The sequence below is a fragment of the Pseudoalteromonas sp. SR44-5 genome (assembly GCF_014163675.1).
GTDB classification, from domain to species: Bacteria; Pseudomonadota; Gammaproteobacteria; order Enterobacterales; family Alteromonadaceae; genus Pseudoalteromonas; species Pseudoalteromonas rhizosphaerae.
In genome coordinates this window covers 1-23,729 of the sequence record NZ_JACJDT010000043.1, presented here as the reverse complement: position 1 = coordinate 23,729, position 23,729 = coordinate 1, and the positions used below count along the sequence as shown (strand labels likewise).

Sequence of the window (23,729 nt, the reverse complement as noted above, 5' to 3'; positions counted from 1 at the left end):
TTGCGGCTGTTGCGCGCATTAAAGGAAAAATAGCTTATCAAGTCCAACAAGTATTTTTGCTCGTAACGAGTGAGTTTTAGTGTCGATAACAACGCCCCTTTTAGTTGTTGGGCACTGGCGTATTTAGTATAAAAAATAGAAGGCTTAAAAGGGAATATATATAAAAAAGTTAGCCGAAAACGTGACTCTCAATGATAAAATTGGCGCTGACCAAGGCCATTTACGACTTATATCCGTGTATAAGCCGTAGTTGTGTAGGAGATAAAATCGATGAAGTACGCAAAAACTAAAACACAAAGCGTAGCCAGTTTCTAGTCACTAATTAGCCTTATTGACTGAGCCCTAACTCCATAAACAAGCTATGTGGATTATCGGTATAATTACCAAAACTTGCACAGCGTTGAAAACCTAAATTTTCATACAGACTAATCGATTCAGCCTGTTTCGGGCCTGTTTCTAACCGGATCAAAGGGATCTCTTCTTCGCCAGCATGATGCAATAAAATTTGCATTATACGCCGAGACAAGCCTTTACCACGATGACTTGGTTTGACATACAGACGGCGAATTTCACCATAAGGTACTGTGTCAAACTGTCTGACAATCGCACCACATGCAACAATACCCTCCTCGCTTTTTAAGCCAATGGCGTAAACATTAGCTTGACCAAGCTCACTCACCGACAGCGATTGTGCCGTGGCTACTGGGTACAGAGAATTTATAAGCCTATCGATATCAGAAAAAACATTAATCACATCCGGATCATCAGGGGTTAAGTCGACTAACTGCATAAAAGCTCTAATTATATTTATTGTTTGATAACAAACTATACCGAATTGTTGCAAATGAACAACCCAGAACTTTGGATTTTTCATTTATTTGCTATCTTATTAGTCACAACTTTGTCGTATGTCAAAATAACAACACTTAGCTATTTTCTAAAAAGTAGCAAGCACGTCAAAATAATAGTTTGCTGTGGTGTTAAACGTTAGCACCTTTTATAAAGTACGGGTTAAAAAATAGATTAACGACTAAAGTTTTAACGCCCTGCGTCGATAAATAACTAAGTTAACGTTAAAGGAATAACAATGAAACTCCCCAATCTTGGTCAAGCGCAGCAAATAGCTTTGCAAACGGTGTCGGCTAATCGCGCCACGGAGTTTAAAGCCGCCGCATCTCTTGTCGAACCACACGATCACCTTTCAACACTCGAAGACGCAGCAAGTACACCCCTTGATAATCCATTTAAAGGCCGCCAACTTAATCAAGATTACACCCCCTCTTCTTACATTGGTATGAACCGTTATAGAGTCACCTCCAGCACCACCATTAACATAGGTGAACCGATTAAAGAGCCGACCTATCGCTATGGTGACTTTACAGATCCCGATGATATAAATGCTTTTTTAGATCAAGTAGACCGGCTTGAAGGCGAACATAAATTTATGTTCCAACACCTAAAACCAACACAAGAACTACTTGATTTGGTGCAAAAAATGAGTGATGAAGAGCTTGCTGTATTTAGTCAATTTGTTGTTACAACATCTAGTTATCACTTTGGCACAGAAAACAACAACAGCAGTGCACAGTTAATTTCATCTTTAAGCAAACTGTCAGATGATGCCTTGAGCAGTACTCTTGCAACAATGGATAAATTATTACAACAAGGGAATGATTATAAGAAGCCGATGTCACCATTAGGTGAAAATGAGCATGGTAATGAAAGAGTCGAAATGATCAGTATGCCTGAAGCCATAAACTGGTTTAAATCAAACTATAAGGCTAACAGTGCAAAATATGAATTGGCAAATGATTACACCAATTTATTAATAGAAAAAAACCTCAGCGAAGATCAACTTATGCAGTTAAATGACCACTTATCTGACAGTACGCTTACACAAAGCAGTGGTATCATCGACATGATGAGCTTAGTTAAAAACCACCAAACGGATGATGTATTGGCAATGCTCAATGAAGTTGATAAAGACCAAGAACCTAACTTATTTAGTTACCTTGCACAGCAAACTAATTATCAAGCCAATAAGCAGTATTACCAAATGGATAATGGTAAGTTTGTTGCACAGCAAGATAATATTAGCTCTGACTCTAATAGACGTGAGCTTTATAACAATATCCTAAACGCCTATAACGACATTGGCATGGGCTGGATAAACGATGCGCTAGAGCAATTCACAGGGAGTCCCGCACAGATCCAAAACGAATTATGGCAAACACTACTTGATGATAAAGAAAAAATGCCCGAGCAGTTTACTCGCTCAGATTCAGTTGAGGCATGGGCAATAAATAATATTGCTCGGATAGAAGGCGCATTCCACGTAACACAAATGAATAAAATTTATGATTATAATAGCGAGCGACTAGTTCCTGAATTAATCGGTGATCTTACCTTTTACAGCAGTGGCAACATTCGTAGTTCAGTAGATAGTGAAGAGCCACAATCAGCTGAAAATCAACCGTAATTAAAGAACGTACAGTGCTCTGCTCCGGCTAAGTTGGCATTCACCTTATTAGGGTGTTTATACTCACGCCAGTTTGCCACATTACGGCCAACATTTAATTTCGCAAAGTCAGTATCGCCATCTGGCGACATTCCCAAAAACTGTTTTAGCTTCAACAGGCCGCCAGGTTCGCTCACATCTAGCGATAAGAAATCATCACGATCTTTAAAATACTTAAATACCGCCTGCTGATGTTTAGTATAACAAGCAGCCAAATCGCGCTCACTCAACGGGTAAATAGAGGGAAACGTTTGATGAAAGCTGCGCTTTAGAACCGGGCTAAAGTGCCCTGTTTTAAGATCAAGATGTGGCGCCATTTTTTCAAGCAGCATCGTGATGGATGGCAACCATGCTTTTAGGTCTCGGTTTAAATAAATAAACTTAGCACCAGGAAATAACCCGTCTAAATGCATATAGTCACTAAAACACGGTGCGTCAGATATAGCATCAGCTATTTCAAACGCTTTTTTAGTAAACGCGGTATGCGCAACCAACAAGCCCATTTCTAACAACGCAACACTGATGCTCGTGGTGCCGGTTCGAGGCAGACCGATAATAAATATCTTAGACATCTAACGTCACTCATTTTTAAAAGGCTGCTAGTATATACCTAAATGACAGCATCACCCACAGAGCAACAACATAGTTAAGCGGTAGTTTAACCGCAAGCTCCCTTATTTATTATCCATATTACTACGGTGCCCATAACTCAATACTCGAGTAATTTCTAATTTGTCGCCTAAGTCATGCCAAAGCATCACAAAATCAGCTTTACCGTCACATTTATTGCCGCCATTTTGACAGAATATGTGAGTTCCTTTGGTCATCACACCAAAATCTTTAATGGTAAACACTTCAAACGTGCCGCTGACCAACTCCCGCGTATACTTGCCACATGCATATTGTTTAGTATTAGCTATCATGGAATTGCGATCCCAGGTAACTCCACCGTTATCATGATAAAACTCAACACCTTCTGCGAAGTAGCTAGCGTGCTTAGCAAGTTGTACTGGGTTATTACAATGATTAAAAGAATCAAAAAGTGCTGTATCTAAACGCATCATTTTACTTTGCAAATCAGTAACATCAGCCTGACTTACCAGCGGCATTAGTAACAATGCAAACAGATATAACTTTTTCATAGTCATTTAAAGCTTCCTGCGTAATAAACGAGCCGATAACATCTCTCGTTTAATTTATTATTGTTGATATATAAACCATATCCCAGTGTTTGTTGCGATTCAATCAGTAACTCCGATTTTTCTATCAATATAAAGATAATGCTTTTTAGACCATACACTCTATTGCTCATTAGATATTAAACACTTTGTTACGCAAAAATACTGTTCAAAATATCTGAGCAATTTATACTGAGGGCAATGTCGATATGATCAGAGGTTTTAGCGTGCAGTTTACACAAGGTATGGAATATTTTTTTTCGGGCTTCAAATTAATTACCCAAAAAGGCTTGAAGCGATTTGTATTTATTCCTTTATTAATCAATATCGTGCTTTTTGGTAGCTCATTATTCTTTTTATATGGCTGGCTTACCGATGGGTTTGCTTATTTAAATGATCTATTACCAACGTGGTTAAGTTGGCTGGAGTGGCTGATGTGGCCTATTGCAGTATTAGTGATTTTATTTAGCTACAGTATGCTGTTTTCGGTGATCACTAATTTCATCGCCGCGCCCTTTAACGGCTTACTCAGTGAAAAAGTAGAGCTGTATTTAACAGGTCAAAAAATTAATGATGATGGCTTAGCGGAGATAGTGAAAGATGTGCCACGAATGCTTGGCCGTGAGTGGACTAAGTTGTGCTATTACCTACCACGTGCCATTGGCTTTTTTATCTTACTGTGGATATTACCTGTTATCGGCCAAGTGTTATGGGTGATGTTTACCTGTTGGATGTATGCCGTGCAATACAAAGATTATCCGTTTGATAATCACAAAATTTGCTTTAAAGAAATGAAAGAAGACTTAAAACAAAAACAAACTCTCTCGTATGGATTCGGCTTAGCCGTATTGTTGCTTACAGCCATTCCTATCGTGAATTTAATTGTTATGCCAGTCGCTGTGTGCGGCGCAACTCGCTTGTGGGTTGATCAATACCGCCCTAAGTATCGCGAATAAAACGCTCAGAGGGGACGACAATATAAGCCATTATTAAGTCCCCTATTTGCAGCACTATTTACACTAAAACTTGCCGTGTATTAGCGATGAAATGATGCACTTCGCGCTCAATTTTAGGATCAACTGGCTGCTCTGGAGCGCGATCATTTGGGCATGGCATCCTTGGAGTTGTGCCAAACAAACGACAAATTAATGGCCGTTCATCATATACAGTGCATCCCTTTGGACCTAAGTGTACACAATTAAATTCATTTAATGCCGCTTCGTGCTCTGCATCGCTTTTTACCGGTAATCGAGACATTTCTTCAGATGATGTTGTCACTGGACCGCAACAATCATGACAACCTTCAACACATTCAAACGATGGAATGTTAGCGCGTAATCGCAAGATTACTTTTTGGTTTTTGTACATTTATATTTACCTTTTATAATGCAGTGCACTCATGCCGCAACTTAACTAATTCTCCATAACCCCTATATTACGCGTTATATGCTGTAACTTGCAATGCTATGTTAGTGCAGACTTACGCCATAACGTAAAAGCACAGCTAATGCTGTGCTTTTATATATCTAAACTTTGCAAGCTTATTAACTATATAGACTTTGTGGCACTTTAGTGACGTTCAAATGAACAGTTACTTCTTCCCTATCGTGATAAAGATGCTTAGCTTGTAATTCATAGCTTATACCGTATTTATTAAGCTCTTCTTTGATCATCGTTAAGCACTCATACACACTGTCAAAGCGCTTTTTCATTGGCAGCTTTAAGTTAAAGATAAGTTCTTTCGCGTATGCGTTGACCGCCCAATCAATCATAAGACTGGTTACTTTGGTTGGTTTTTCTACCATATCGCATACTAACCAAGTAATATTTCTTTTCTCAGGGCGGTATTTAAAACCATCAACACGGAAGTGCTTAACTTGACCTGTTTGCATTAAATCATCATTCATTGGGCCGTTATCAATGGCACTAACAAACATACCGCGACGCACTAGTTGATACGTCCAACCACCTGGGCAGGCACCTAAGTCAACACTGCGCATACCGGCTTGAACCCGCGCTTCACGATCTTTTTCCGCAATAAACACATTAAACGCTTCATCCAGTTTTAAGGTCGAGCGACTCGGTGCATCACTTGGCATTCTTAGTCGTAATATTCCCATAAAAAATGGGGAATTATTATAACTATATGAATGACCGACAAACGCGGTGTTATTAGTTAAAAACATGATGTGCATTACGGGGCGATTGGCTTTAGGTTCGCGTAACACGGTGTTTTGTTTCTCTAAAGCCTTTTTAAGTGGGGTAGAGATTTTTTTGCAGAAAGTTAACAACTCTTTGCCTTCATTGGTATCGGGTGTTTCTACCCGTAGCTCTGAGCAAAGTGGAAAATCGACCGCTGCTTTTACTATTTCGCCAACACGGTCTTCGACGGGCATGTTTTCAAGTAAAGTGCCGGCAAACCACTGACGGGCAAATACCATATTTTTGAAATCAACCTTTTTGATGATTTCATCACTATGCTGCGCTTCAAAACATTCGTAAATAACATAGCCGGTATTTGGCTTTGCTTTTACATACCCAGCAAAACCTTGCTCTGCGGCATGAAATGTTATTTCTGCAGCGGCATCATTTTCAAAACCACTACGGCAGTAAATCACTACACTTGACATAAAAACCCTTTAATTGCTCTTTTGAGCGATATTCTCTATTAAAATTTAAACCGTGCTACTTGCACTAATAAAATAGTCCAACCAATAATAAAACATAAACCACCAACGGGTGTGATGGGGCCAAGCCACTTATAACCTGTGATTGCTAATAAATATAAACTGCCACTAAACAACAAAATACCAGCAATAATAAACCAACCAGCCGATGTGAGATTAATTCCCCATTTTATTAAAATGGCAATCGCAATTAACGCAAGGCCATGCACCATCTGATACTCTGCCGCAGTTTTAAATACGCCAATAGCATATTCAGAAACACGGCTTTTTAAACCATGAGCCGCAAAGGCGCCCAACACCACTGATAGCATGCAAAATAAACTGCCAGTCATTAAAAATAGTTTAATCATGATTTTTTTCCTGCTAAAGATGCCTTTAAATATGCTGTTTAATAAAACTAGCAGCGTACTCAGCGGCAGTTTGCACATTACCTAACTCTGTAAAGCCACTGCGTTTGCGTGGTATTAAGGAATGATCGCCATCAGCTAGCCACACAAACTCTGGGCGTTTATCCAGTTGTAGCTGTGTTAATTCGTCACGGGTACCAAATGTATCGCGCTCGCCTTGGAGCACCATAAACGGGCATGGTATTTTACCAAAATGATCAATGCGTAATTTATCAGGCTTGCCTGGTGGATGAAATGGATAGCCAAATGCCAATACGCCTGAAATTGGTGGCATTGTTACTCGCTCTTCACTGACAAGCATTGATGCCATCCGCCCGCCCATTGACTTGCCACCAATAAATAACGGTAAGCTTGGCTGTACAAAGGTTAATATATGTGCAAAGTATTGCAGTAATTTAGGCGCACGATCTGGCGGGCAACGCTTATTGTTTTGCTTGGCTATTTGCATATATTCAAAGTCAAATAAGCCAACATCAATACCTTTTTCTGCCAGCAAGCTTGCCATTTTCTGCATAAATTCTGAATCACTAGCGGCTCCAGCACCATGGGCAAAAATAAATTGTGCCAAAGCGGGTTGTTGGTCACTTTTAATCCATTCGATAGTCATATTAATACTCTTGCTCTTGTTCGACTAAACTCAGCATCCACTGCTTAAACGATACTATTTTTCCTAATTCAGATTGCGTTTCACGACTTACTAAATAGTACGCATTTTTACTTTCTAAACTGTGGTTAAACGGAATAACTAAACGTCCTGCATCAATATCAGGTTTAGCAAGCACACTGTTACCAATAGCAACCCCTTGACCATGCACAGCTGCTTGCAGCACCATTGATGAGTGACTGAATATTGGTCCTTGGTTTACTTGCACATTACGTACACCGGCGGTTTTCATCCACGTTTTCCAGTTCTTACGGGTGGTATCGTGTAATAAAGTATGGTTTGCCAAATCACTTGGCTGATCCAGCGGCTTTGGCCCTGTTAATAGCATAGGACTACACAAAGGCACTAAGTATTCGGTATGCAGTTTATGCGTTTGCACGCCACTCCAATGACCACGGCCATAATAAATAGCCACATCAACATCATCGGTGAGTGAGTTTTCGTCTTGATCTTGGGCTTTTATTCGTACATCTATCTCAGGGTGCAGTTCGTTAAATAAGCTCAAGCGTGGCACTAACCATTGAATAGCAAAGCTGGGCGTTAAACTCACGGTTAATGAACCTTTTGCACCACGGGCTAATAGCTTTTCGGTAGCATCAATTAGCTGAGTAAATATTTCTTTAATATCTAAAAAGTAACCTTGGCCTTCTTCGGTGAGTAATAAAGAACGGTTTTTTCGCAAAAATAGTTTTAAGCCAAGATGCTCTTCTAAAGTTTTTATTTGATGACTTACCGCCGCCTGTGTGACGTATAACTCTTCAGCCGCTTTAGTAAAACTCAAATGGCGAGCAGCAGCTTCAAATGCTTTTAATGCGTTTAGTGGCGGAACACGTCGAGACATAGTGATCAAACTTAGAATTAGTTTTTCTTATGGATAAGATTATATACACATGCCAAGGAAGTGTATATTCAAGACATAAAAAAAGCGACTTTCGTCGCTTTTCTTATCACGCTTTGCGATTACAAGTCGCTGGCGCTGGTATCCAATGGGCCAAAGCTTTTAACTAAATCATCCACGGCTTTCATTTGACTTAAATAGCCTTCCAACTTACTTAATGCAAGTGCACATGGGCCATCACATTTAGCTTCATTAGGATTAGGATGCGCTTCAATAAATAAACCCGCTAACCCTAATGCCATGCCGCTGCGAGCAAGTTCTGCCGCTTGTGCACGACGACCATCGGCAGAATCACTGCGCCCACCTGGACGTTGTAAAGCATGAGTGGCATCAAAAATAACCGGAGCCATTGGTTTCATGTCATCCATACCCAGCATATCAACGACTAAGTTGTTATAACCAAAGCTTGAGCCACGCTCGCACAATACAACATTGTTATTACCCGCTTCATTAAATTTAGTAATGATGTGGCGCATTTCGTGCGGGGCTAAAAATTGTGGCTTTTTAACATTAATAATTGCGTCCGTTTTCGCCATTGCGACCACTAAATCTGTTTGGCGCGCCAAAAATGCTGGTAATTGGATCACATCAACCACTTCTGCCACAGGCGCTGCTTGATGCGGCTCATGGACGTCAGTGATCAAAGGAACATTAAACGTTTTTTTGATTTCTTCAAAAATCCTTAAGCCTTCTTCCATGCCTGGACCACGGTATGAATTAATTGATGAACGGTTTGCTTTATCGAATGACGCTTTAAACACATAAGGAATATTAAGCTTTGTGGTCACTTCTACATAATGCTCAGCGATACGCATTGCTAAATCACGAGACTCAAGTACATTCATGCCACCGAACAATACAAACGGTTTTTCGTTTGCCAGTTCAATATCATTAATTTTAATTAAATGGTTGTTCATTTTTATTCCTTAAGGTGCAACTGCTTGCATCATTAAACCACAAATATATGCCATATACGTGCCTACGCCATAGCCCAGAACGGCTAATAATACCCCAACTGGCGCAAGCGATGGATGAAATGCCGAAGCAACCACTGGTGCCGATGCCGCACCGCCCACATTCGCTTGTGAGCCAACGGCCATATAAAATAGCGGCGCTTTAATTATTTTTGCCACAATTAACATTAAACTGGCGTGGGTAAGCATCCAAATTAAGCCAATGACGAAATACATAGGCGATTCAAATATAGCCGTAATATTCATATGAAGGCCAATTGATGCCACTAAAATATATAAAAAGCTGGAGGCTACTTTAGATGCGCCAAAGGCTTCAATATGACGTACTTTAGTAAACGACAATGCAATACCTATGGTCGTCGAAATAACAATTAACCAAAAGAACTTGCTGTTTAAGCTATATTCTTGTGCCCATGGAAAGTTAGCGCCAAAGTAAGGTCCTAAAAAGTCTGCACAAAAATGCGCAAGACCGGTAATACCAAATGCAATTGCAATGATCAGCATATAATCATTGAGTGTTGGCAGACGTGCGTGCTCGGCTTGGTATTTTTCAACGCGATTTTTTAACTCTTCAATCGCGCTAGTATCCGCGCCTGTTTTCGCATCAATGGCTTTATGGTTGGCAGCCATTAACAGTAATACTGCCATCCATAAATTAGCGACAATCACATCTACCGTAACCATTGCTGAGAATATATCTCCGCCAACTTCAAACATTTCTTTCATCGATGCTTGGTTTGCACCACCACCAATCCAGCTTCCAGCAATCGTGGTCATGCCACGCCATACTGCATCGGGGCCATGACCACCGACTGCTTCTGGATACACTGCGCTCATGATCAAAATGGCCAACGGGCCGCCGATCACAATACCCGCAGTACCGGTTAAAAACATAATTAATGCTTTCGGACCAAGATTAATAATGGCACGTAAATCAATACTAATGGTCAGTAAAATTAAGCACGCCGGAAGCAAGTAACGTGATGCTACAAAGTACACATTAGATGAATGACCATCAACAATGCCAAAAGTATTCAATAGTGAAGGTAAAAAATAGCACAGTAATAATGCTGGGACATATTTGTAAAACTTTTTCAGTGCGCTATTTTGACTGTTCGATGTTTTAAAAATAAAGCCTAATATTACTGCTAATAAACCAAAGACAACCGCGTCATTGGTGATCAGGGCAGTATGGGCGTCAGCCATGTAAATTCCTTAAAAGTTAATGGTGAGTTTTGTGATTATCTTCAAGTTCTTCAAGTTGATGCTGAATAATATCAATTGCAGGATCATCTGGACACTCATCGATAAAAAATTGTAAGTCGTCACGTGCCATTTTCGGACAATCAAGCTGGTTAAGTAAATAGCCTCTGTCGCGTCTTTCGTACGGGTCATCGCCTATTAGCTCCATCAGCATCTCAACACAGCTCAAAGCATGACCAAATTTATTACTGCTAATAAAGGCCCACTTTTGTTGTGCTAGATAAAGCTTATACACTTCTTCGTCAAAAATGAGCTCAAGCGGCTCTTGCTCATCACCATTTTCTTCACTGGCGTTTTCAGGAATAATATACCAACTTTGTTGACCTGAACTCGGCTCAAGTAAATAACCTTCCTCATCGCTAATAGCAACATGGACATTTATTTCACTATTATTAATCGTTACATTTGCATCAAAACCTGCATGGTTCAGCAAATGGCATAATAAAATACCCAGTGTTGTTTCAGAACCACTGCGCATACTCAGCATATAGCTAAAGCTATTTAAGGTGTATTCTGGGACTTTTAAACTGGATACGCTAAATAACCACTGAGTAAAAAACATATCAACTAGCGCATCAAACCGTTCGTGAATATCAGGGTATTGTTGGCATAGTTCGGTGACTTGATTTTCAAAGTCGCTCAGTGTGGCAAAGCTATCACTTAAATCAGCTTGAGGATCCCACTTCGCTTCAGCGCTTATACAACGATACAACGCTTGGGGAACGAATGTGTCAAAAGCCTCATCTTGATAGGATTCATTTTGATCTTCAAACCAAGGGGTGGTCATTAATACGGCAACATCTTTAATAGAAAATGAATGACTAGTTTACCTATTTTTTTACACAGATACCAACGTAGCACGTTAGATTAACGTTCAAAGACTGTTTAGTGCAGCCTTTGAACACCTTTAGTTACAAAATAAACGCTGTTTTGGCAACCGCTAGCTTACCAATGAAGGCAATGACCACAGTCGTAACAACTAAAAACATAATTTTTATACTGGTTTTTTGCTGTTTACTGGCAATAATACCCAGTGCAATATACGCCACTACAAGAATAATCTTTTCAAGCAGCCAGGTTTGTTCTAGTGGATTAATTTTTGCAATAGCCATCAGCGCGAAGGCTGAAATAAGTAAAAACGTATCGGTTGCGTGACTACCAATAAATACCAATTTATTTTTAGCGATTGCACCACTGCCGAGGCGAGAAAATGAACGTAGATAAAATAGAACAATGCTTAAAACTGCAATTGCCATGTGTGTGTGTTTGACTGCTAAATAATCCATATGCCCCTAACTACTCATTAATGTTAAAAAAGAAATTGTACCAATGTTGTTAAACATGCCTATTCTAATGCGTTAAATAACTCACCAGTTCAATGCACTGGGTATTATTTTTTAATCTGGAAAACGCATTAAAATTTCTTCAAGCTCCGCTAGGTTGTCGTTAAATGCATCGACCAGTTTAGGCTCAAAGTGTTTGCCTTTTTGCTGATTGATTTCATTAACGACATCATCAAGCGTCCACGCTTCTTTGTAACAGCGTTTATGGCGCAGCGCATCATACACATCGGCAATCGCCACTATACGGCCAAAAATATGAATGTCTTCTCCTTGGATCCCTTGTGGGTAACCTGAACCATCCCATTTTTCATGGTGATCACGTGCAATTTGAGCACCTGCATTAACGATTTCACGACGAGAATCTTGTAAGATGAGGTAACCTTTTTGAGTGTGCGTTTTCATGATGTCCCACTCTTCGGAGGTCAATTTACCCGGCTTATTTAAAATAGCATCAGGAATACCCACTTTTCCAACATCATGAAGTGGCGACGCTAAACGAACTAAGTCAGCCTCACGTTTCGATAAACCATACGCCAGTGCTAAAGTATGACATATATGCGAAACCCGCTTAACATGATTGCCCGTTTCGGTTGAACGCTGCTCCAGAGCTTCGCTTAAACGAAGCACTAATTCTTGCTGAGTTGCTTCGACCTCGGATTGTAATTGCACATTCTCATACGCTAACTGTACATTTTGCGAAAATATTTCAATCAAATGGCGCTGTGTATCCGATAAGTCGTGTGGAATACCGGATATAAAAAGCATTGAATTATGATTATGTTCGCTACAACAGTATGCAAACAAATAATTGTCTTTATAAACAATGTTTTTATCTCTAAATGCTTGTTTACATGCTGATAGCTGCTCGGTATTTAATACCTCTTCAATTGCTTTACCTTCGCTGCGTTCAAAATCGCCTCGCCCAGAAAATACCACTAATTTATGCTGATTATCTTGTGGGTTACCTGCCACTAAACTGGTGGCGTACATTGCTTGATCAACAGTGCCGAGCAACGATGTTAATTGTTGCATCACCCCTTCAATAAAATGATCAAGTGAGTGCGCTGAAAAAATATCTCGAGATGCTTTAATGATTTTTTCAAGCCCTTGACGAGATTGTTCAATCGATAAAATATCGCGATAAGAACGTAAGCTCGACATCACTACAGTAAATAGTTTTTGTGCGGTAAGTTCAGTTTTTGATTTGTAGTCATTGATATCATAATTAACAATAACTTGGCGCTCTGGCGCTTGGCCGGGTTGACCAGTACGAAGGATAATACGGATATGATTATTTTTAGCGACTTCACGAATATATTGCGCGACTTTTAAGCCTGCATCGTCGGTTTCCATCACTACATCGAGCAGTACGATTGCAGCATCGGGATTATTATCTATTTGTACTTTAGCCTCAGCCCCTGAGTATGCACTAATAAACTCTAAACGCTTGTCTTGAAACTCAAAATCACTTAATGCCAATTTCGTGACAGCATGAACCTCAGGCTCATCATCAACAATGATGACTTTCCATGTCCCCTTAACTACTTCACTTTCTACTTCTTGTGGTTCATCCGAAAACAAAAAATCATCCATCATACTGAGTCCTCAAAGGCGTTTATTTTGCTCTCGCACTGTAATTTTTATAATTATCCCGGCCACTGTGCGAGCGTTACACGATCGTTATTTGCTAAGTCTTTAACTGTAAGTATATTTGTATACGCCATTTGTGCAAAAAAACTATGCACTTTAGTACTTTGTTGATAACCATGCTCAATGACAAGGTAACCATTTGACGTTAAAAAATTGCGTGCTTGAGTAATAATATACTTTATATCAGCCATACCGTCATCATCGGCAACTAACGCAGAAAGTGGTTCAAAACGTACGTCACCTTGATTTAAGTGAATATCATCATATTCGATATACGGCGGATTACTAACTATTAGATCAAACTGTTGTGCTGTAACTTGGCTAAACCAATCACTTTGCACAAAGTCTACATTAATAAAGCCTAACCGCTGCTTATTTGTATTCGCAAGCGCTACAGCATCAGTAACCCTATCAACCCCTGTGATTTGCCAAAGTGGCATTTCGCTGGCAAGTGCAAGCGCAATTGCACCAGTCCCAGTGCCTAAATCAAGCACTTTAGCGGCCACAGGTAAAGGCAAACTGAGCGTATATTCAACCAGTGTTTCGGTATCTGGGCGAGGGATCAGCGTAGTGGGATTAACCTGCAGTGGCAAACTCCAAAATTCACGCGTGCCCGTTATATGAGCCACTGGCTCACCTGTTAAGCGACGTTGACAATAACTTTCAAATAGCTGTTGTTGTTGCGGTGTTAACTTTTGTTCTGGCCAGCTAAATAAGTAGCTACGTGGTTTTTGTAATACGTCGAGCAATAATACTTGCGCGTCTAATTTGGCACTATCGCTGCTACTTTGCAGCAGCAAAGTAGCACGCGAAACAGCACTTTCAATCGTGTCGGTCACGATTACTCATCACCCATAGCGGCTAGTAAATCAGCCTGATGCTCTTGCATTAGCGGCTCAATCACACAACCTAAGTCGCCGGCAACTACCTCATTTAAACGGTATAAAGTGAGATTGATACGGTGATCTGTAATACGTCCTTGCGGATAGTTATAAGTACGAATACGTTCCGAACGGTCACCGCTACCGACTAAGTTACGACGCTCTGATGCTTCAGCCGCGTGGCGTTTCTCATCTTCCGCTTGTTGTAAACGTGCAGCAAGCACTGACATCGCTTTCGCGCGATTTTTATGCTGTGAACGTTCATCTTGACACTCAACTACTACACCTGTTGGTAAGTGGGTAATACGAATTGCCGAGTCAGTTTTATTAACGTGCTGACCACCGGCACCTGAGGCACGGAACGTATCAACTTTAATATCAGCGGTATTAATTTGAATCGCTTCAGCTTCTGGCACTTCAGCCATTACCGCAACAGTACACGCAGAGGTATGTACTCGTCCTTGCGATTCAGTTTCTGGCACACGTTGTACCCGGTGAGCACCTGATTCAAACTTCAATTGCCCGTACACGCCTTCACCACTAATGTTAGCAATGACTTCTTTGTAACCACCGTGCTCACCTTCATTGGTGCTCACAATCTCTACTTTCCATTTTTTAGTTTCAGCATAACGGGTATACATACGGAATAAATCACCAGCAAAAATGGCCGCTTCATCGCCTCCCGTGCCGGCACGTACTTCTAAAAACACATTATTATTGTCGCGCGGATCTTTTGGTAGCATCAACACTTGTATTTGATCTTCGATAGCAAGGATTTGCGCTTTGGCTTCTTTGTATTCTTCTTGCGCCATCTCACGCATATCAGGATCCGAATCCTTTAGCATTTCTTCTGCTGTAGCAACATCATCTTGTGTTTGCTGATAGCCTAAAAATGCTTTAACAATTTCTTCCAACTCAGAATATTCTTTTGAAAGCGCACGAAAACGATTTTGGTCGCTAATAACTGACGGATCACTTAGCAGCGCTTGTACTTCTTCATAACGCTCTACTAAGGTTTCTAACTTACGATAAACGGACTCTTTCATGTAACTGCTATTCCTGATCAATACCTAACATTTTCTTTAATTGGCTTAACTGAGCAACTTCACCTTTTTTAGCCGCATCTTGAATTGCACGGGTAGGCGCGTGCATTAGGCGGTTGGTTAACTTGTTGGCCAGCTCTAAAATAATTTTTTCTGCGTCTTTACCAGTGTTTAATTGGCTTATTGCCTTATCAACCAGCTCAGACTTAATATCGTGTACATCTTGGCGATAAGAGCGGATCAGATCGACAGAGTCGAGTGAACGCATCCACATCACAAATTCCGCACAGCGCTGGGTAATAATCACTTGCGCTTCATCGGCGGCTTGTTCTCTTGAAGCGATATTTTCGCTTACTATTGCCTGTAAGTCATCAACCGAATACAAATAGGCCGCATCTAATTCACCAACTTGGCTTTCAATATCGCGCGGTACTGCAATATCAATAAATAACATTGGCTTATTACGACGTTGTTTTAGCGCTTGTTCAACTACCCCTTTACCAATAATTGGCAAAGTACTTGCTGTCGAACTGATCACTATATCCGCCTGATGTAAGCGTTCAGGTAACTGCGCTAACGCAATAACGTCGGCATTAACATCTTCTGCCAGTAGGCGTGCACGCTCTATGGTGCGATTCGCCACGGTGATCTGTTGTGGTTCATTTTGATATAGATGTTTCGCTACCAGCTCAATTGTTTCCCCGGCACCAATTAATAGCACTTTGGTTTTATCTAACTTGCCATATATATGTTTAGCTAAATTAACCGCAGCATAAGCAACAGACACCGCACTGGCGCCTATATCGGTTTCCGTTCTTACTTGTTTTGCTACCGAAAAGGTTTTTTGAAATAACCGGTCAAATACCACACTCACCGAATTGTGATTTTTGGCGCTATTATAAGCTTGCTTTATTTGACCAAGAATTTGCGGTTCACCTAGCACCAAAGAATCTAGGCCACATGACACACGCATTAAATGATTGATAGCATCATTATCTTGATGACAATATACATTACTGCTCAGTTCGTATTCATCCAAACCGTGGAAACTAGCTAACCATTGCAACAGTATTTGGGAATTTTGCTGAGCGAGGCTACAATAGATTTCTGTTCGGTTACATGTGGACACAATAACCGCTTCATTAAACTGATCGTGATCGCTCAGTTGCTGTAATGCTTCTGACAATTGCTCAGGCGAAAAGGCAACCTTTTCGCGTAATTCTACAGATGCGGTTTTATGATTAATACCAAGTGCTACTATGGTCATATGTGCCAAATATTGCTAAGCCGTGCTCGAAAGACGATAATTTTACCAAAAATCAGCGGAATATGGAAAGTAAGGAACGACATTTGATTCGACTATATTTGATTTTACTCATATTTTTTTTATTTTTAAGTGGTTGTGCGCAGCAAATTAGCCCTCAAACAGCTCTTTATGACGATTGGAAGTCGCAATTATCACAACAAACCAATTGGCAAGTTGAAGGAAAACTGGCTTTTATTAGTCCAGATGAACGCCAATCAGCAAACTTAAATTGGCAACAACAAGAACAGTTAAACCAACTTATTTTAACGAGTTTTATCGGTACCCGTGTTTTAGCATTAACACAAAATACTAACGGCGCTGAACTTGAATACGATGATCACATTTACCATGACATTAATGCATCGCGCCTGCTTGCTAGGCTCACTGGTTTTAATATACCGATGGACAGCGCCGATAATTGGTTAAAAGGCACTGTTGACGATCCAAGTTTGCAAGTTGATGAACTAGGCCGAGCAAAAAATGTAACTTGGCACGCACCCGATGGCGATCAATGGCAAATAAGCTATGCTGATTACCAACAATACGCCGGATTTTGGTTACCTAAAAAGCTCACGTTAAAACACCAAGATATTAAAATAAAAATTCAACTTTACGAGTGGCACTTTAACTAACATGACTACGCACACTATGACTTCATTTTCGTTATTGGCTCCTGCCAAACTCAATTTATTTTTACACATTAATGGCCGTCGTGAAGATGGCTATCATGAACTGGAAACCTTATTTACTTTTTTAAATTATGGCGATCAACTCACATTTACTTTGACTGAAACAACTGAAATTGAAGTCACTGGTGACACCACCGATATCCCCCTAAAAGATAATTTGATCTATAAAGCGGCCGTTTTATTACAAAAACACACAAATTCCCTTTTTGGCGCAAAAATAAATTTAACTAAAATATTACCAATGGGAGGCGGCGTTGGTGGTGGTTCTTCAGATGCGGCCAGCACACTTTTAGCGCTTAATAAATTATGGCAATGCCAGTTATCACTATCTGAATTAGCAGCGCTTGGCGTGCAGTTAGGCGCAGATGTGCCGGTGTTCATTAACGGCAAAAGCGCCCTAGCTCAAGGCATTGGCGAGAAGTTAGTGAATGTAGAGCTGCCGTCAAAATGGTATTGTGTAGTGCATCCAAGTGAACATGTCAGCACCGCGAAAATTTTTACTCACCCAGATTTAAAACGCAATACACCGAAGCTAAAAGGCCACTGGCAACAACAAACATTAGCCAACGATTGCGAGCCTTTAGTTAAAAAGCTCTGCCCTGAGGTTGAAAAGACCCTCCAGTGGTTGCTAAAATACGCTCCGTCGAAGATGACTGGCACAGGTTCATGCTGTTTTGTTGAATTTGCCACGCAAAAAGAAGCGCAACATGTTCTTGAAAATCTCCCCCATAACTGGGACGGTTTTATTGCCAGCAGCGTTAATATCTCTCCTGCTCATACGCAGTTGGACGCTATACATTGAAGCAATGAAGTAATGTACAAGTAAATAAAGTTTAAGTTAATAAGCTATACTTTTTTTATCGCTTATTAGTCCAAAAATTCAGTGCCTGAGGAACCCTACCGTGCCTGACATGAAGCTCTTCGCTGGTAACGCAACACCTGAGTTAGCTCAAAAAGTTGCAAAACGTTTATATATTGAAGTTGGCGATGCTGTTGTTGGCCGTTTTAGCGACGGTGAGATCAGTGTTCAAATTAATGAAAATGTTCGTGGCTCGGATGTTTTTATTGTGCAATCAACCTGTGCCCCTACTAACGATAACTTGATGGAGCTTATTGTAATGGTTGATGCCTTACGTCGTGCATCTGCAGGTCGTATAACAGCCGTCATTCCTTATTTTGGTTATGCACGTCAAGATCGCCGCGTGCGCTCTGCTCGCGTACCAATCACAGCAAAAGTTGTTGCTGATTTCTTATCAAGTGTAGGTGTTGACCGAGTTCTAACGGTTGATTTACACGCTGAGCAAATCCAAGGCTTCTTTGATGTACCAGTTGATAATGTGTTCGGTAGCCCAGTGCTACTTGAAGATATGAAAGAGCGTCAATTTGATGATGTTGTTGTTGTATCACCTGATATCGGCGGTGTAGTTCGTGCCCGTGCTATTGCTAAGTTATTAAACGATACCGATCTTGCCATTATTGATAAGCGTCGCCCACAAGCGAATGTTTCTCAAGTAATGCACATTATTGGTGACGTTGAAGGCCGTGACTGTATCATCGTTGATGATATGATCGATACTGGCGGTACCTTATGTAAAGCAGCTGAAGCACTTAAAGAACACGGTGCTAAGCGAGTATTCGCTTACGCTACTCACCCTGTACTTTCTGGCCAAGCATTAGAAAACATTCGTAACTCAGTAATTGATGAAGTGATTGTAACTGACTCAATTCCACTGTCTGCTGAATTAAAAGCAATTGATAAAATTAAAGTGTTAACACTTGCAGACATGCTAGCTGAAACAATTCGCCGTATCAGCAATGAAGAATCTATTTCAGCGATGTTCGAACACTAAACTTGGTTTAGTTAAAATATCCTGATGTAATAAAGCGCCTCATTGGCGCTTTTTTTATGTATCGTGTTTCTTTTAATTAGTCGCGGTGGTATGATAGCGCGCCTTTTGGCTAGGGACCTTGGTCGCAAAGGCCCTACACTATTTAATTATTGGAGACATCATGTCTAACGAAACATATACATTTAATGCAGAATTACGCACAGCTACGGGTACAGGTGCGAGCCGCCGCCTACGTCGTGAAGATAAAATCCCTGCGATCCTTTACGGTGCTGACAAAGAAGCTGCATCACTTACTTTTGAACACAAAGATATTATCAAAGCACAAGAAAGTGAAGGTTTTTACACTCACATCCTTACTCTTGATATCGCTGGTGAAAAAGTTGAAGCTATCCTTAAAGATATCCAACGTCACCCGTTCAAGCCTAAAATCACTCACCTTGATTTTCAACGTGTAGATGCTACTCACAAACTTAACACTAAAGTACCAGTTCACTTCATCGGTGAAGAAGCGGTAACTAAAGCGGGTAACACTGTAGTTCACCAATTAACAGAAATCGAAATCACGTGTCTTCCTAAGTCACTTCCTGAATTCGTAGAAGTTGACGTAGCTGGCCTAGTTGCTGGTGACTCAATACACATCTCTGACGTTAAACTTCCAGCAGGTGTTTCATCTGTTGATTTAGCGAAAGGTGCTGATCACGACCAGTCTATCGTAACTATCAAAGCTAACAAAGCTGCGCCAGTTGAAGACGAAGCTGCAGAATAAATTTTAAGGTTTGCACCTTGAATTCTATTCAAATGCTTGTGGGCCTGGCTAATCCAGGCCCCGAATACGCAAACACACGCCACAATGCAGGTGCTTGGTTCATCGAGCAACTCGCTGCACGCTACAACTGTACGCTAAAACACGATCCTAAGTATCACGGCCTTACCGGCAAAGTGATCATCCAAGGTCAAGAATTCAAATTACTGATCCCTACTACTTATATGAATTTAAGTGGTAAAGCTGTCGGTAGTTTAGCCAACTTTTTCAAAATTCCTGTTGAGAGCATCCTAGTTGCCCATGACGAAATGGATTTAGAACCCGGTGTTGCCAAATTAAAAAAAGGTGGCGGACACGGTGGCCATAATGGCTTAAAAGACATTATTGCAAAGATGGCAAATCAAAAAGATTTCATGCGTTTGCGCGTTGGCATAGGTCATCCAGGACACCGTGAAATGGTGACCGGATGGGTGCTTGGAAAAGCAGCCAAAGAAGACCAAGAGAAAATGGATGCCGCAGTAGATGAAGCAGTTCGTTGTATGGAAATACTTGCAAAAGACGGTGTGTTAAAAGCACAAAACAGACTACATTCGTTTAAGCCATAATTGGTTAAGCGGATCTAAACAAGGTATCTTAACTATGGGTTTCAAATGTGGCATCGTCGGTTTGCCTAATGTTGGTAAATCAACACTTTTCAATGCATTAACCAAAGCGGGTATTGAAGCCGCTAACTTTCCTTTTTGTACCATCGAGCCAAATACGGGCGTGGTACCGGTGCCAGATCCTCGTCTAGACGAACTTGCAAAGATTGTAAAGCCACAACGTATTCTTACAACGAGTATGGAATTTGTGGATATTGCAGGTCTTGTAAAAGGCGCATCGAAAGGGGAAGGTCTTGGTAACCAGTTTTTAGCTAACATTCGTGAAACCGATGCAATTGGCCACGTAGTGCGCTGCTTTGAAGATGACAACATCATTCACGTTGCAGGTACCATTGATCCTGCTGATGATATTGATGTGATCAACACCGAGTTAGTACTTGCTGATATGGATAGCGCTGAAAAAGCCCTTTTCCGTAACGCGAAAAAAGCCAAAGGTGGCGATAAAGACGCAAAAGAACAAAATGCCGTACTTGAAAAAGTAAAAGTACACCTTGATGAAGGCTTAACTTTACGTTCTTTAGCATTAACTAAAGAAGAAAAAGCGGCTATTAGCTCTGTTAACTTCTTAACAATCAAACCAACTATGTATATTGCTAACGTAGCTGAAGATGGTTTTGAAAATAACCCATATCTTGACCGTGTACGCGAAATTGCTGCTGCTGAAGATGCTGTTGTTGTGCCTGTATGTGCCGCGATTGAATCTGAGCTTTCGGAACTAGATGAAGAAGATAAACTTGAGTTTATGGCCGATCTTGGTCTGGATGAGCCAGGTTTGAATCTAGTGATCCGTGGTGGTTATGAGTTACTTCATTTACAAACCTACTTTACTGCAGGTGTAAAAGAAGTACGTGCATGGACAATCCCAGTAGGTGCAACTGCGCCACAAGCTGCAGGTAAAATCCACACTGACTTTGAGCGTGGCTTTATCCGTGCACAGACCATCGCTTTTGATGACTACATCGCCTATAAAGGTGAAAGTGGTGCAAAAGAAGCAGGTAAGATGCGCCAAGAAGGCAAAGAATACATAGTTAAAGATGGCGATGTAATGAACTTCTTGTTCAATGTTTAACACCATCCCAGTGTGACCTATCACCTTTAGTGATTTTTAAAGGCTCGTTTTTACGAGCCTTTTTTATTTTTGCACTATCATTAAATATCAGCTGTTGTGAATAAGTCACAATAAAGCAGTTAAAAAAACACCATTTTTATTAAAATTTAGCCTGTTAGCCTATTTTTCCCGCAAACAAACCAAGATACGTGTTTTTTTGCAAAAAAGGTGTTGACGGATTTGGGTCATATCAGCATAATACGCCCCGCACTCAGCGATGAAGTGCTAACAAAAAAAGATGGCTAAGTAGCTCAGCTGGTTAGAGCACATCACTCATAATGATGGGGTCACAGGTTCAAATCCCGTCTTAGCCACCATTATTTTTTGTTGCTCAATGAAGAGTTTAAAATAACTACCTAGTGTTTTATTACACAACGTATGCGGGAGTGGCGGAATTGGTAGACGCGCTGGATTTAGGTTCCAGTATCTTAGGATGTGAGAGTTCAAGTCTCTCCTTCCGCACCATGTTCTTGATAAGAATTAAAATTATCAATTGTTATTGTTGGGATATCGCCAAGCGGTAAGGCACCAGGTTTTGATCCTGGCATTCCCAGGTTCAAATCCTGGTATCCCAGCCAACAATGGCTAAGTAGCTCAGCTGGTTAGAGCACATCACTCATAATGATGGGGTCACAGGTTCAAATCCCGTCTTAGCCACCATTTCTTTTGAAATGGCTCTGTAGGAGTATAAACTACACTCAATAAAGAGTTTAAAATAACTACCTAGTGTTTTATTACACAAAGTATGCAGGAGTAGCGGAATTAGCAGTTGTCTTGAATTAGGCGCTGGATTTAGGTTCCAATACATTGTTACCTGTATGTTCGATGCGGGAGTGGCGGAATTGGTAGACGCGCTGGATTTAGGTTCCAGTATCTTAGGATGTGAGAGTTCAAGTCTCTCCTTCCGCACCATGTTCTTGATAAGAACTAAAACTATCAATTGATTCTTTGTTGGGATATCGCCAAGCGGTAAGGCACCAGGTTTTGATCCTGGCATTCCCAGGTTCAAATCCTGGTATCCCAGCCAACTTCTTCTACCAAAGAATGTTGCTAAAGAATAACTCTAGCTACGAGTATAAACAGCAAAAACGTATATAATTATACGGATTATGCAGGAGTGGCGGAATTGGCAGTTATCTTGAATTAGACGCTGGTTTTAGGTTCCAATACATTAATACTGTATATGCTCGATGCGGGAGTGGCGGAATTGGTAGACGCGCTGGATTTAGGTTCCAGTATCTTAGGATGTGAGAGTTCAAGTCTCTCCTTCCGCACCATGTTCTTGATAAGAATTAAAACTATCAACTTTTTCTTTGTTGGGATATCGCCAAGCGGTAAGGCACCAGGTTTTGATCCTGGCATTCCCAGGTTCAAATCCTGGTATCCCAGCCAACTTCTTCTACCAAAGAATGTTGTTAAAGAATAACTCTAGCTACGAGTATAAACAGCAAAAACGTATATAATTATACAGAGTATGCGGGAGTGGCGGAATTGGTAGACGCGCTGGATTTAGGTTCCAGTATCTTAGGATGTGAGAGTTCAAGTCTCTCCTTCCGCACCATGTTCTTACCTAGAACTAAAACTAATAAAATTTAAAGTTGGGATATCGCCAAGCGGTAAGGCACCAGGTTTTGATCCTGGCATTCCCAGGTTCAAATCCTGGTATCCCAGCCAATTTTATAAATATCCTTCTCTATCTTTTATCTTTTATCTTTTATCATATACCACTGTGGGGCAGAGCCTAAAAAATTCTTAAAAATTGCATTGAAAACACTCTGTTGCATAGGTGTTCCTTATTATTGTACATTTAAGTATAACTGTTGTTGGTTAAGTTAATTCAGTCTA

At 40.7% G+C, this 23,729-nt stretch carries 24 protein-coding genes and 10 tRNA genes; 18 read left to right on the top strand and 16 right to left on the bottom strand.

Features of this window, described 5'->3' with window-relative positions:
• Positions 1–328: 328 nt before the first annotated feature.
• Positions 329–790, bottom strand: coding sequence for an N-acetyltransferase (locus H5154_RS18190; protein WP_182719186.1), 462 nt, complete (start codon positions 788–790; stop codon positions 329–331).
• 297 nt (positions 791–1,087) lie between these two features.
• On the opposite strand from H5154_RS18190, the gene H5154_RS18185 reads away from it, so the two are divergent.
• Positions 1,088–2,479: a hypothetical protein gene (locus H5154_RS18185; RefSeq protein WP_182719185.1), complete on the top strand. Its 1,392-nt coding sequence runs from the start codon at positions 1,088–1,090 to the stop codon at positions 2,477–2,479.
• On the opposite strand, the gene H5154_RS18180 is transcribed toward H5154_RS18185, so the two are convergent.
• Positions 2,470–3,090 (bottom strand): sulfotransferase, encoded by a 621-nt coding sequence (locus H5154_RS18180; RefSeq protein ID WP_182719184.1) that lies wholly within the window; start codon positions 3,088–3,090, stop codon positions 2,470–2,472. The two genes, H5154_RS18185 and H5154_RS18180, sit on opposite strands and share 10 nt — an antisense overlap.
• A 102-nt stretch (positions 3,091–3,192) precedes the next feature.
• A complete protein-coding gene (locus H5154_RS18175) occupies positions 3,193–3,666 on the bottom strand; it encodes a nuclear transport factor 2 family protein (protein WP_259398179.1) in 474 nt (157 codons plus the stop codon).
• 275 nt (positions 3,667–3,941) lie between these two features.
• Here H5154_RS18175 and cysZ point away from each other — a divergent pair, with 275 nt between their 5' ends.
• Positions 3,942–4,652 carry a sulfate transporter CysZ gene (cysZ, locus tag H5154_RS18170; protein ID WP_220493291.1) on the top strand — a complete coding sequence of 237 codons (711 nt, stop codon included), beginning with the start codon at positions 3,942–3,944 and terminating at the stop codon, positions 4,650–4,652.
• Between the two features lie 58 nt (positions 4,653–4,710).
• Here cysZ and H5154_RS18165 read toward each other — a convergent pair whose 3' ends face one another.
• From H5154_RS18165 to hemA, 13 genes are all read right to left on the bottom strand, one after another.
• A complete protein-coding gene (locus H5154_RS18165) occupies positions 4,711–5,064 on the bottom strand; it encodes a YkgJ family cysteine cluster protein (RefSeq protein WP_145240659.1) in 354 nt (117 codons plus the stop codon).
• A gap of 176 nt (positions 5,065–5,240) precedes the next feature.
• The gene (gene rlmM, locus H5154_RS18160) at positions 5,241–6,326 is read right to left on the bottom strand and encodes a 23S rRNA (cytidine(2498)-2'-O)-methyltransferase RlmM (RefSeq protein WP_145240657.1); all 1,086 of its coding nucleotides are present in this window, start codon (positions 6,324–6,326) and stop codon (positions 5,241–5,243) included.
• A 38-nt stretch (positions 6,327–6,364) separates the two neighbouring features.
• Positions 6,365–6,733 (bottom strand): DUF423 domain-containing protein, encoded by a 369-nt coding sequence (locus H5154_RS18155; RefSeq protein ID WP_179959144.1) that lies wholly within the window; start codon positions 6,731–6,733, stop codon positions 6,365–6,367.
• 25 nt (positions 6,734–6,758) lie between these two features.
• Positions 6,759–7,397 carry an alpha/beta family hydrolase gene (locus H5154_RS18150; protein WP_182719181.1) on the bottom strand — a complete coding sequence of 213 codons (639 nt, stop codon included), beginning with the start codon at positions 7,395–7,397 and terminating at the stop codon, positions 6,759–6,761.
• 1 nt (position 7,398) lies between these two features.
• On the bottom strand, positions 7,399–8,295 hold the full coding sequence (locus H5154_RS18145; RefSeq protein ID WP_145240653.1) for a transcriptional regulator GcvA: 897 nt from the start codon (positions 8,293–8,295) through the stop codon (positions 7,399–7,401).
• Between the two features lie 119 nt (positions 8,296–8,414).
• On the bottom strand, positions 8,415–9,269 hold the full coding sequence (gene kdsA, locus H5154_RS18140; protein ID WP_182719180.1) for a 3-deoxy-8-phosphooctulonate synthase: 855 nt from the start codon (positions 9,267–9,269) through the stop codon (positions 8,415–8,417).
• Between the two features lie 9 nt (positions 9,270–9,278).
• A complete protein-coding gene (locus H5154_RS18135; protein ID WP_145240649.1) occupies positions 9,279–10,532 on the bottom strand; it encodes a DUF819 domain-containing protein in 1,254 nt (417 codons plus the stop codon).
• A gap of 16 nt (positions 10,533–10,548) precedes the next feature.
• Complete coding sequence (locus H5154_RS18130) at positions 10,549–11,376, bottom strand: tetratricopeptide repeat protein (protein ID WP_145240647.1); 828 nt, start codon at positions 11,374–11,376, stop codon at positions 10,549–10,551.
• Positions 11,377–11,500: 124 nt separating this feature from the next.
• Positions 11,501–11,875: a SirB2 family protein gene (locus H5154_RS18125; protein WP_182719179.1), complete on the bottom strand. Its 375-nt coding sequence runs from the start codon at positions 11,873–11,875 to the stop codon at positions 11,501–11,503.
• Positions 11,876–11,986: 111 nt separating this feature from the next.
• A complete protein-coding gene (locus H5154_RS18120) occupies positions 11,987–13,528 on the bottom strand; it encodes a response regulator (protein ID WP_182719178.1) in 1,542 nt (513 codons plus the stop codon).
• Positions 13,529–13,578: 50 nt separating this feature from the next.
• Entirely contained in the window at positions 13,579–14,421 is an 843-nt protein-coding gene (prmC, locus tag H5154_RS18115) for a peptide chain release factor N(5)-glutamine methyltransferase (RefSeq protein WP_182719177.1), read from the bottom strand.
• A 2-nt stretch (positions 14,422–14,423) separates the two neighbouring features.
• Positions 14,424–15,509: a peptide chain release factor 1 gene (gene prfA / locus H5154_RS18110; protein WP_145240641.1), complete on the bottom strand. Its 1,086-nt coding sequence runs from the start codon at positions 15,507–15,509 to the stop codon at positions 14,424–14,426.
• Between the two features lie 7 nt (positions 15,510–15,516).
• Positions 15,517–16,773, bottom strand: coding sequence for a glutamyl-tRNA reductase (gene hemA, locus H5154_RS18105; protein ID WP_182719176.1), 1,257 nt, complete (start codon positions 16,771–16,773; stop codon positions 15,517–15,519).
• 83 nt (positions 16,774–16,856) lie between these two features.
• On the opposite strand from hemA, the gene lolB reads away from it, so the two are divergent.
• From lolB to H5154_RS18025, 16 genes are all read left to right on the top strand, one after another.
• Positions 16,857–17,444: a lipoprotein insertase outer membrane protein LolB gene (gene lolB / locus H5154_RS18100; protein ID WP_149980714.1), complete on the top strand. Its 588-nt coding sequence runs from the start codon at positions 16,857–16,859 to the stop codon at positions 17,442–17,444.
• Position 17,445: 1 nt separating this feature from the next.
• Positions 17,446–18,303 (top strand): 4-(cytidine 5'-diphospho)-2-C-methyl-D-erythritol kinase, encoded by an 858-nt coding sequence (ispE, locus tag H5154_RS18095; protein WP_257325560.1) that lies wholly within the window; start codon positions 17,446–17,448, stop codon positions 18,301–18,303.
• A gap of 100 nt (positions 18,304–18,403) precedes the next feature.
• The gene (locus H5154_RS18090; protein ID WP_145240635.1) at positions 18,404–19,351 is read left to right on the top strand and encodes a ribose-phosphate pyrophosphokinase; all 948 of its coding nucleotides are present in this window, start codon (positions 18,404–18,406) and stop codon (positions 19,349–19,351) included.
• Between the two features lie 160 nt (positions 19,352–19,511).
• Entirely contained in the window at positions 19,512–20,117 is a 606-nt protein-coding gene (locus H5154_RS18085) for a 50S ribosomal protein L25/general stress protein Ctc (RefSeq protein WP_145240633.1), read from the top strand.
• Between the two features lie 17 nt (positions 20,118–20,134).
• Entirely contained in the window at positions 20,135–20,719 is a 585-nt protein-coding gene (gene pth / locus H5154_RS18080) for an aminoacyl-tRNA hydrolase (RefSeq protein ID WP_145240631.1), read from the top strand.
• A gap of 34 nt (positions 20,720–20,753) precedes the next feature.
• Entirely contained in the window at positions 20,754–21,845 is a 1,092-nt protein-coding gene (ychF, locus tag H5154_RS18075; RefSeq protein WP_145240629.1) for a redox-regulated ATPase YchF, read from the top strand.
• A gap of 279 nt (positions 21,846–22,124) precedes the next feature.
• Positions 22,125–22,201: transfer RNA gene (locus H5154_RS18070), tRNA-Met, on the top strand.
• Between the two features lie 63 nt (positions 22,202–22,264).
• Positions 22,265–22,349, top strand: a tRNA-Leu gene (locus H5154_RS18065).
• A gap of 38 nt (positions 22,350–22,387) precedes the next feature.
• Positions 22,388–22,462, top strand: a tRNA-Gln gene (locus H5154_RS18060).
• A gap of 5 nt (positions 22,463–22,467) precedes the next feature.
• Positions 22,468–22,544: transfer RNA gene (locus tag H5154_RS18055), tRNA-Met, on the top strand.
• A 167-nt stretch (positions 22,545–22,711) separates the two neighbouring features.
• Positions 22,712–22,796, top strand: a tRNA-Leu gene (locus tag H5154_RS18050).
• 40 nt (positions 22,797–22,836) lie between these two features.
• Positions 22,837–22,911: transfer RNA gene (locus H5154_RS18045), tRNA-Gln, on the top strand.
• A gap of 165 nt (positions 22,912–23,076) precedes the next feature.
• Positions 23,077–23,161: transfer RNA gene (locus H5154_RS18040), tRNA-Leu, on the top strand.
• Between the two features lie 40 nt (positions 23,162–23,201).
• A tRNA-Gln gene (locus H5154_RS18035) sits at positions 23,202–23,276 on the top strand.
• 84 nt (positions 23,277–23,360) lie between these two features.
• Positions 23,361–23,445: transfer RNA gene (locus H5154_RS18030), tRNA-Leu, on the top strand.
• A gap of 38 nt (positions 23,446–23,483) precedes the next feature.
• Positions 23,484–23,558: transfer RNA gene (locus H5154_RS18025), tRNA-Gln, on the top strand.
• Positions 23,559–23,729: the final 171 nt, after the last annotated feature.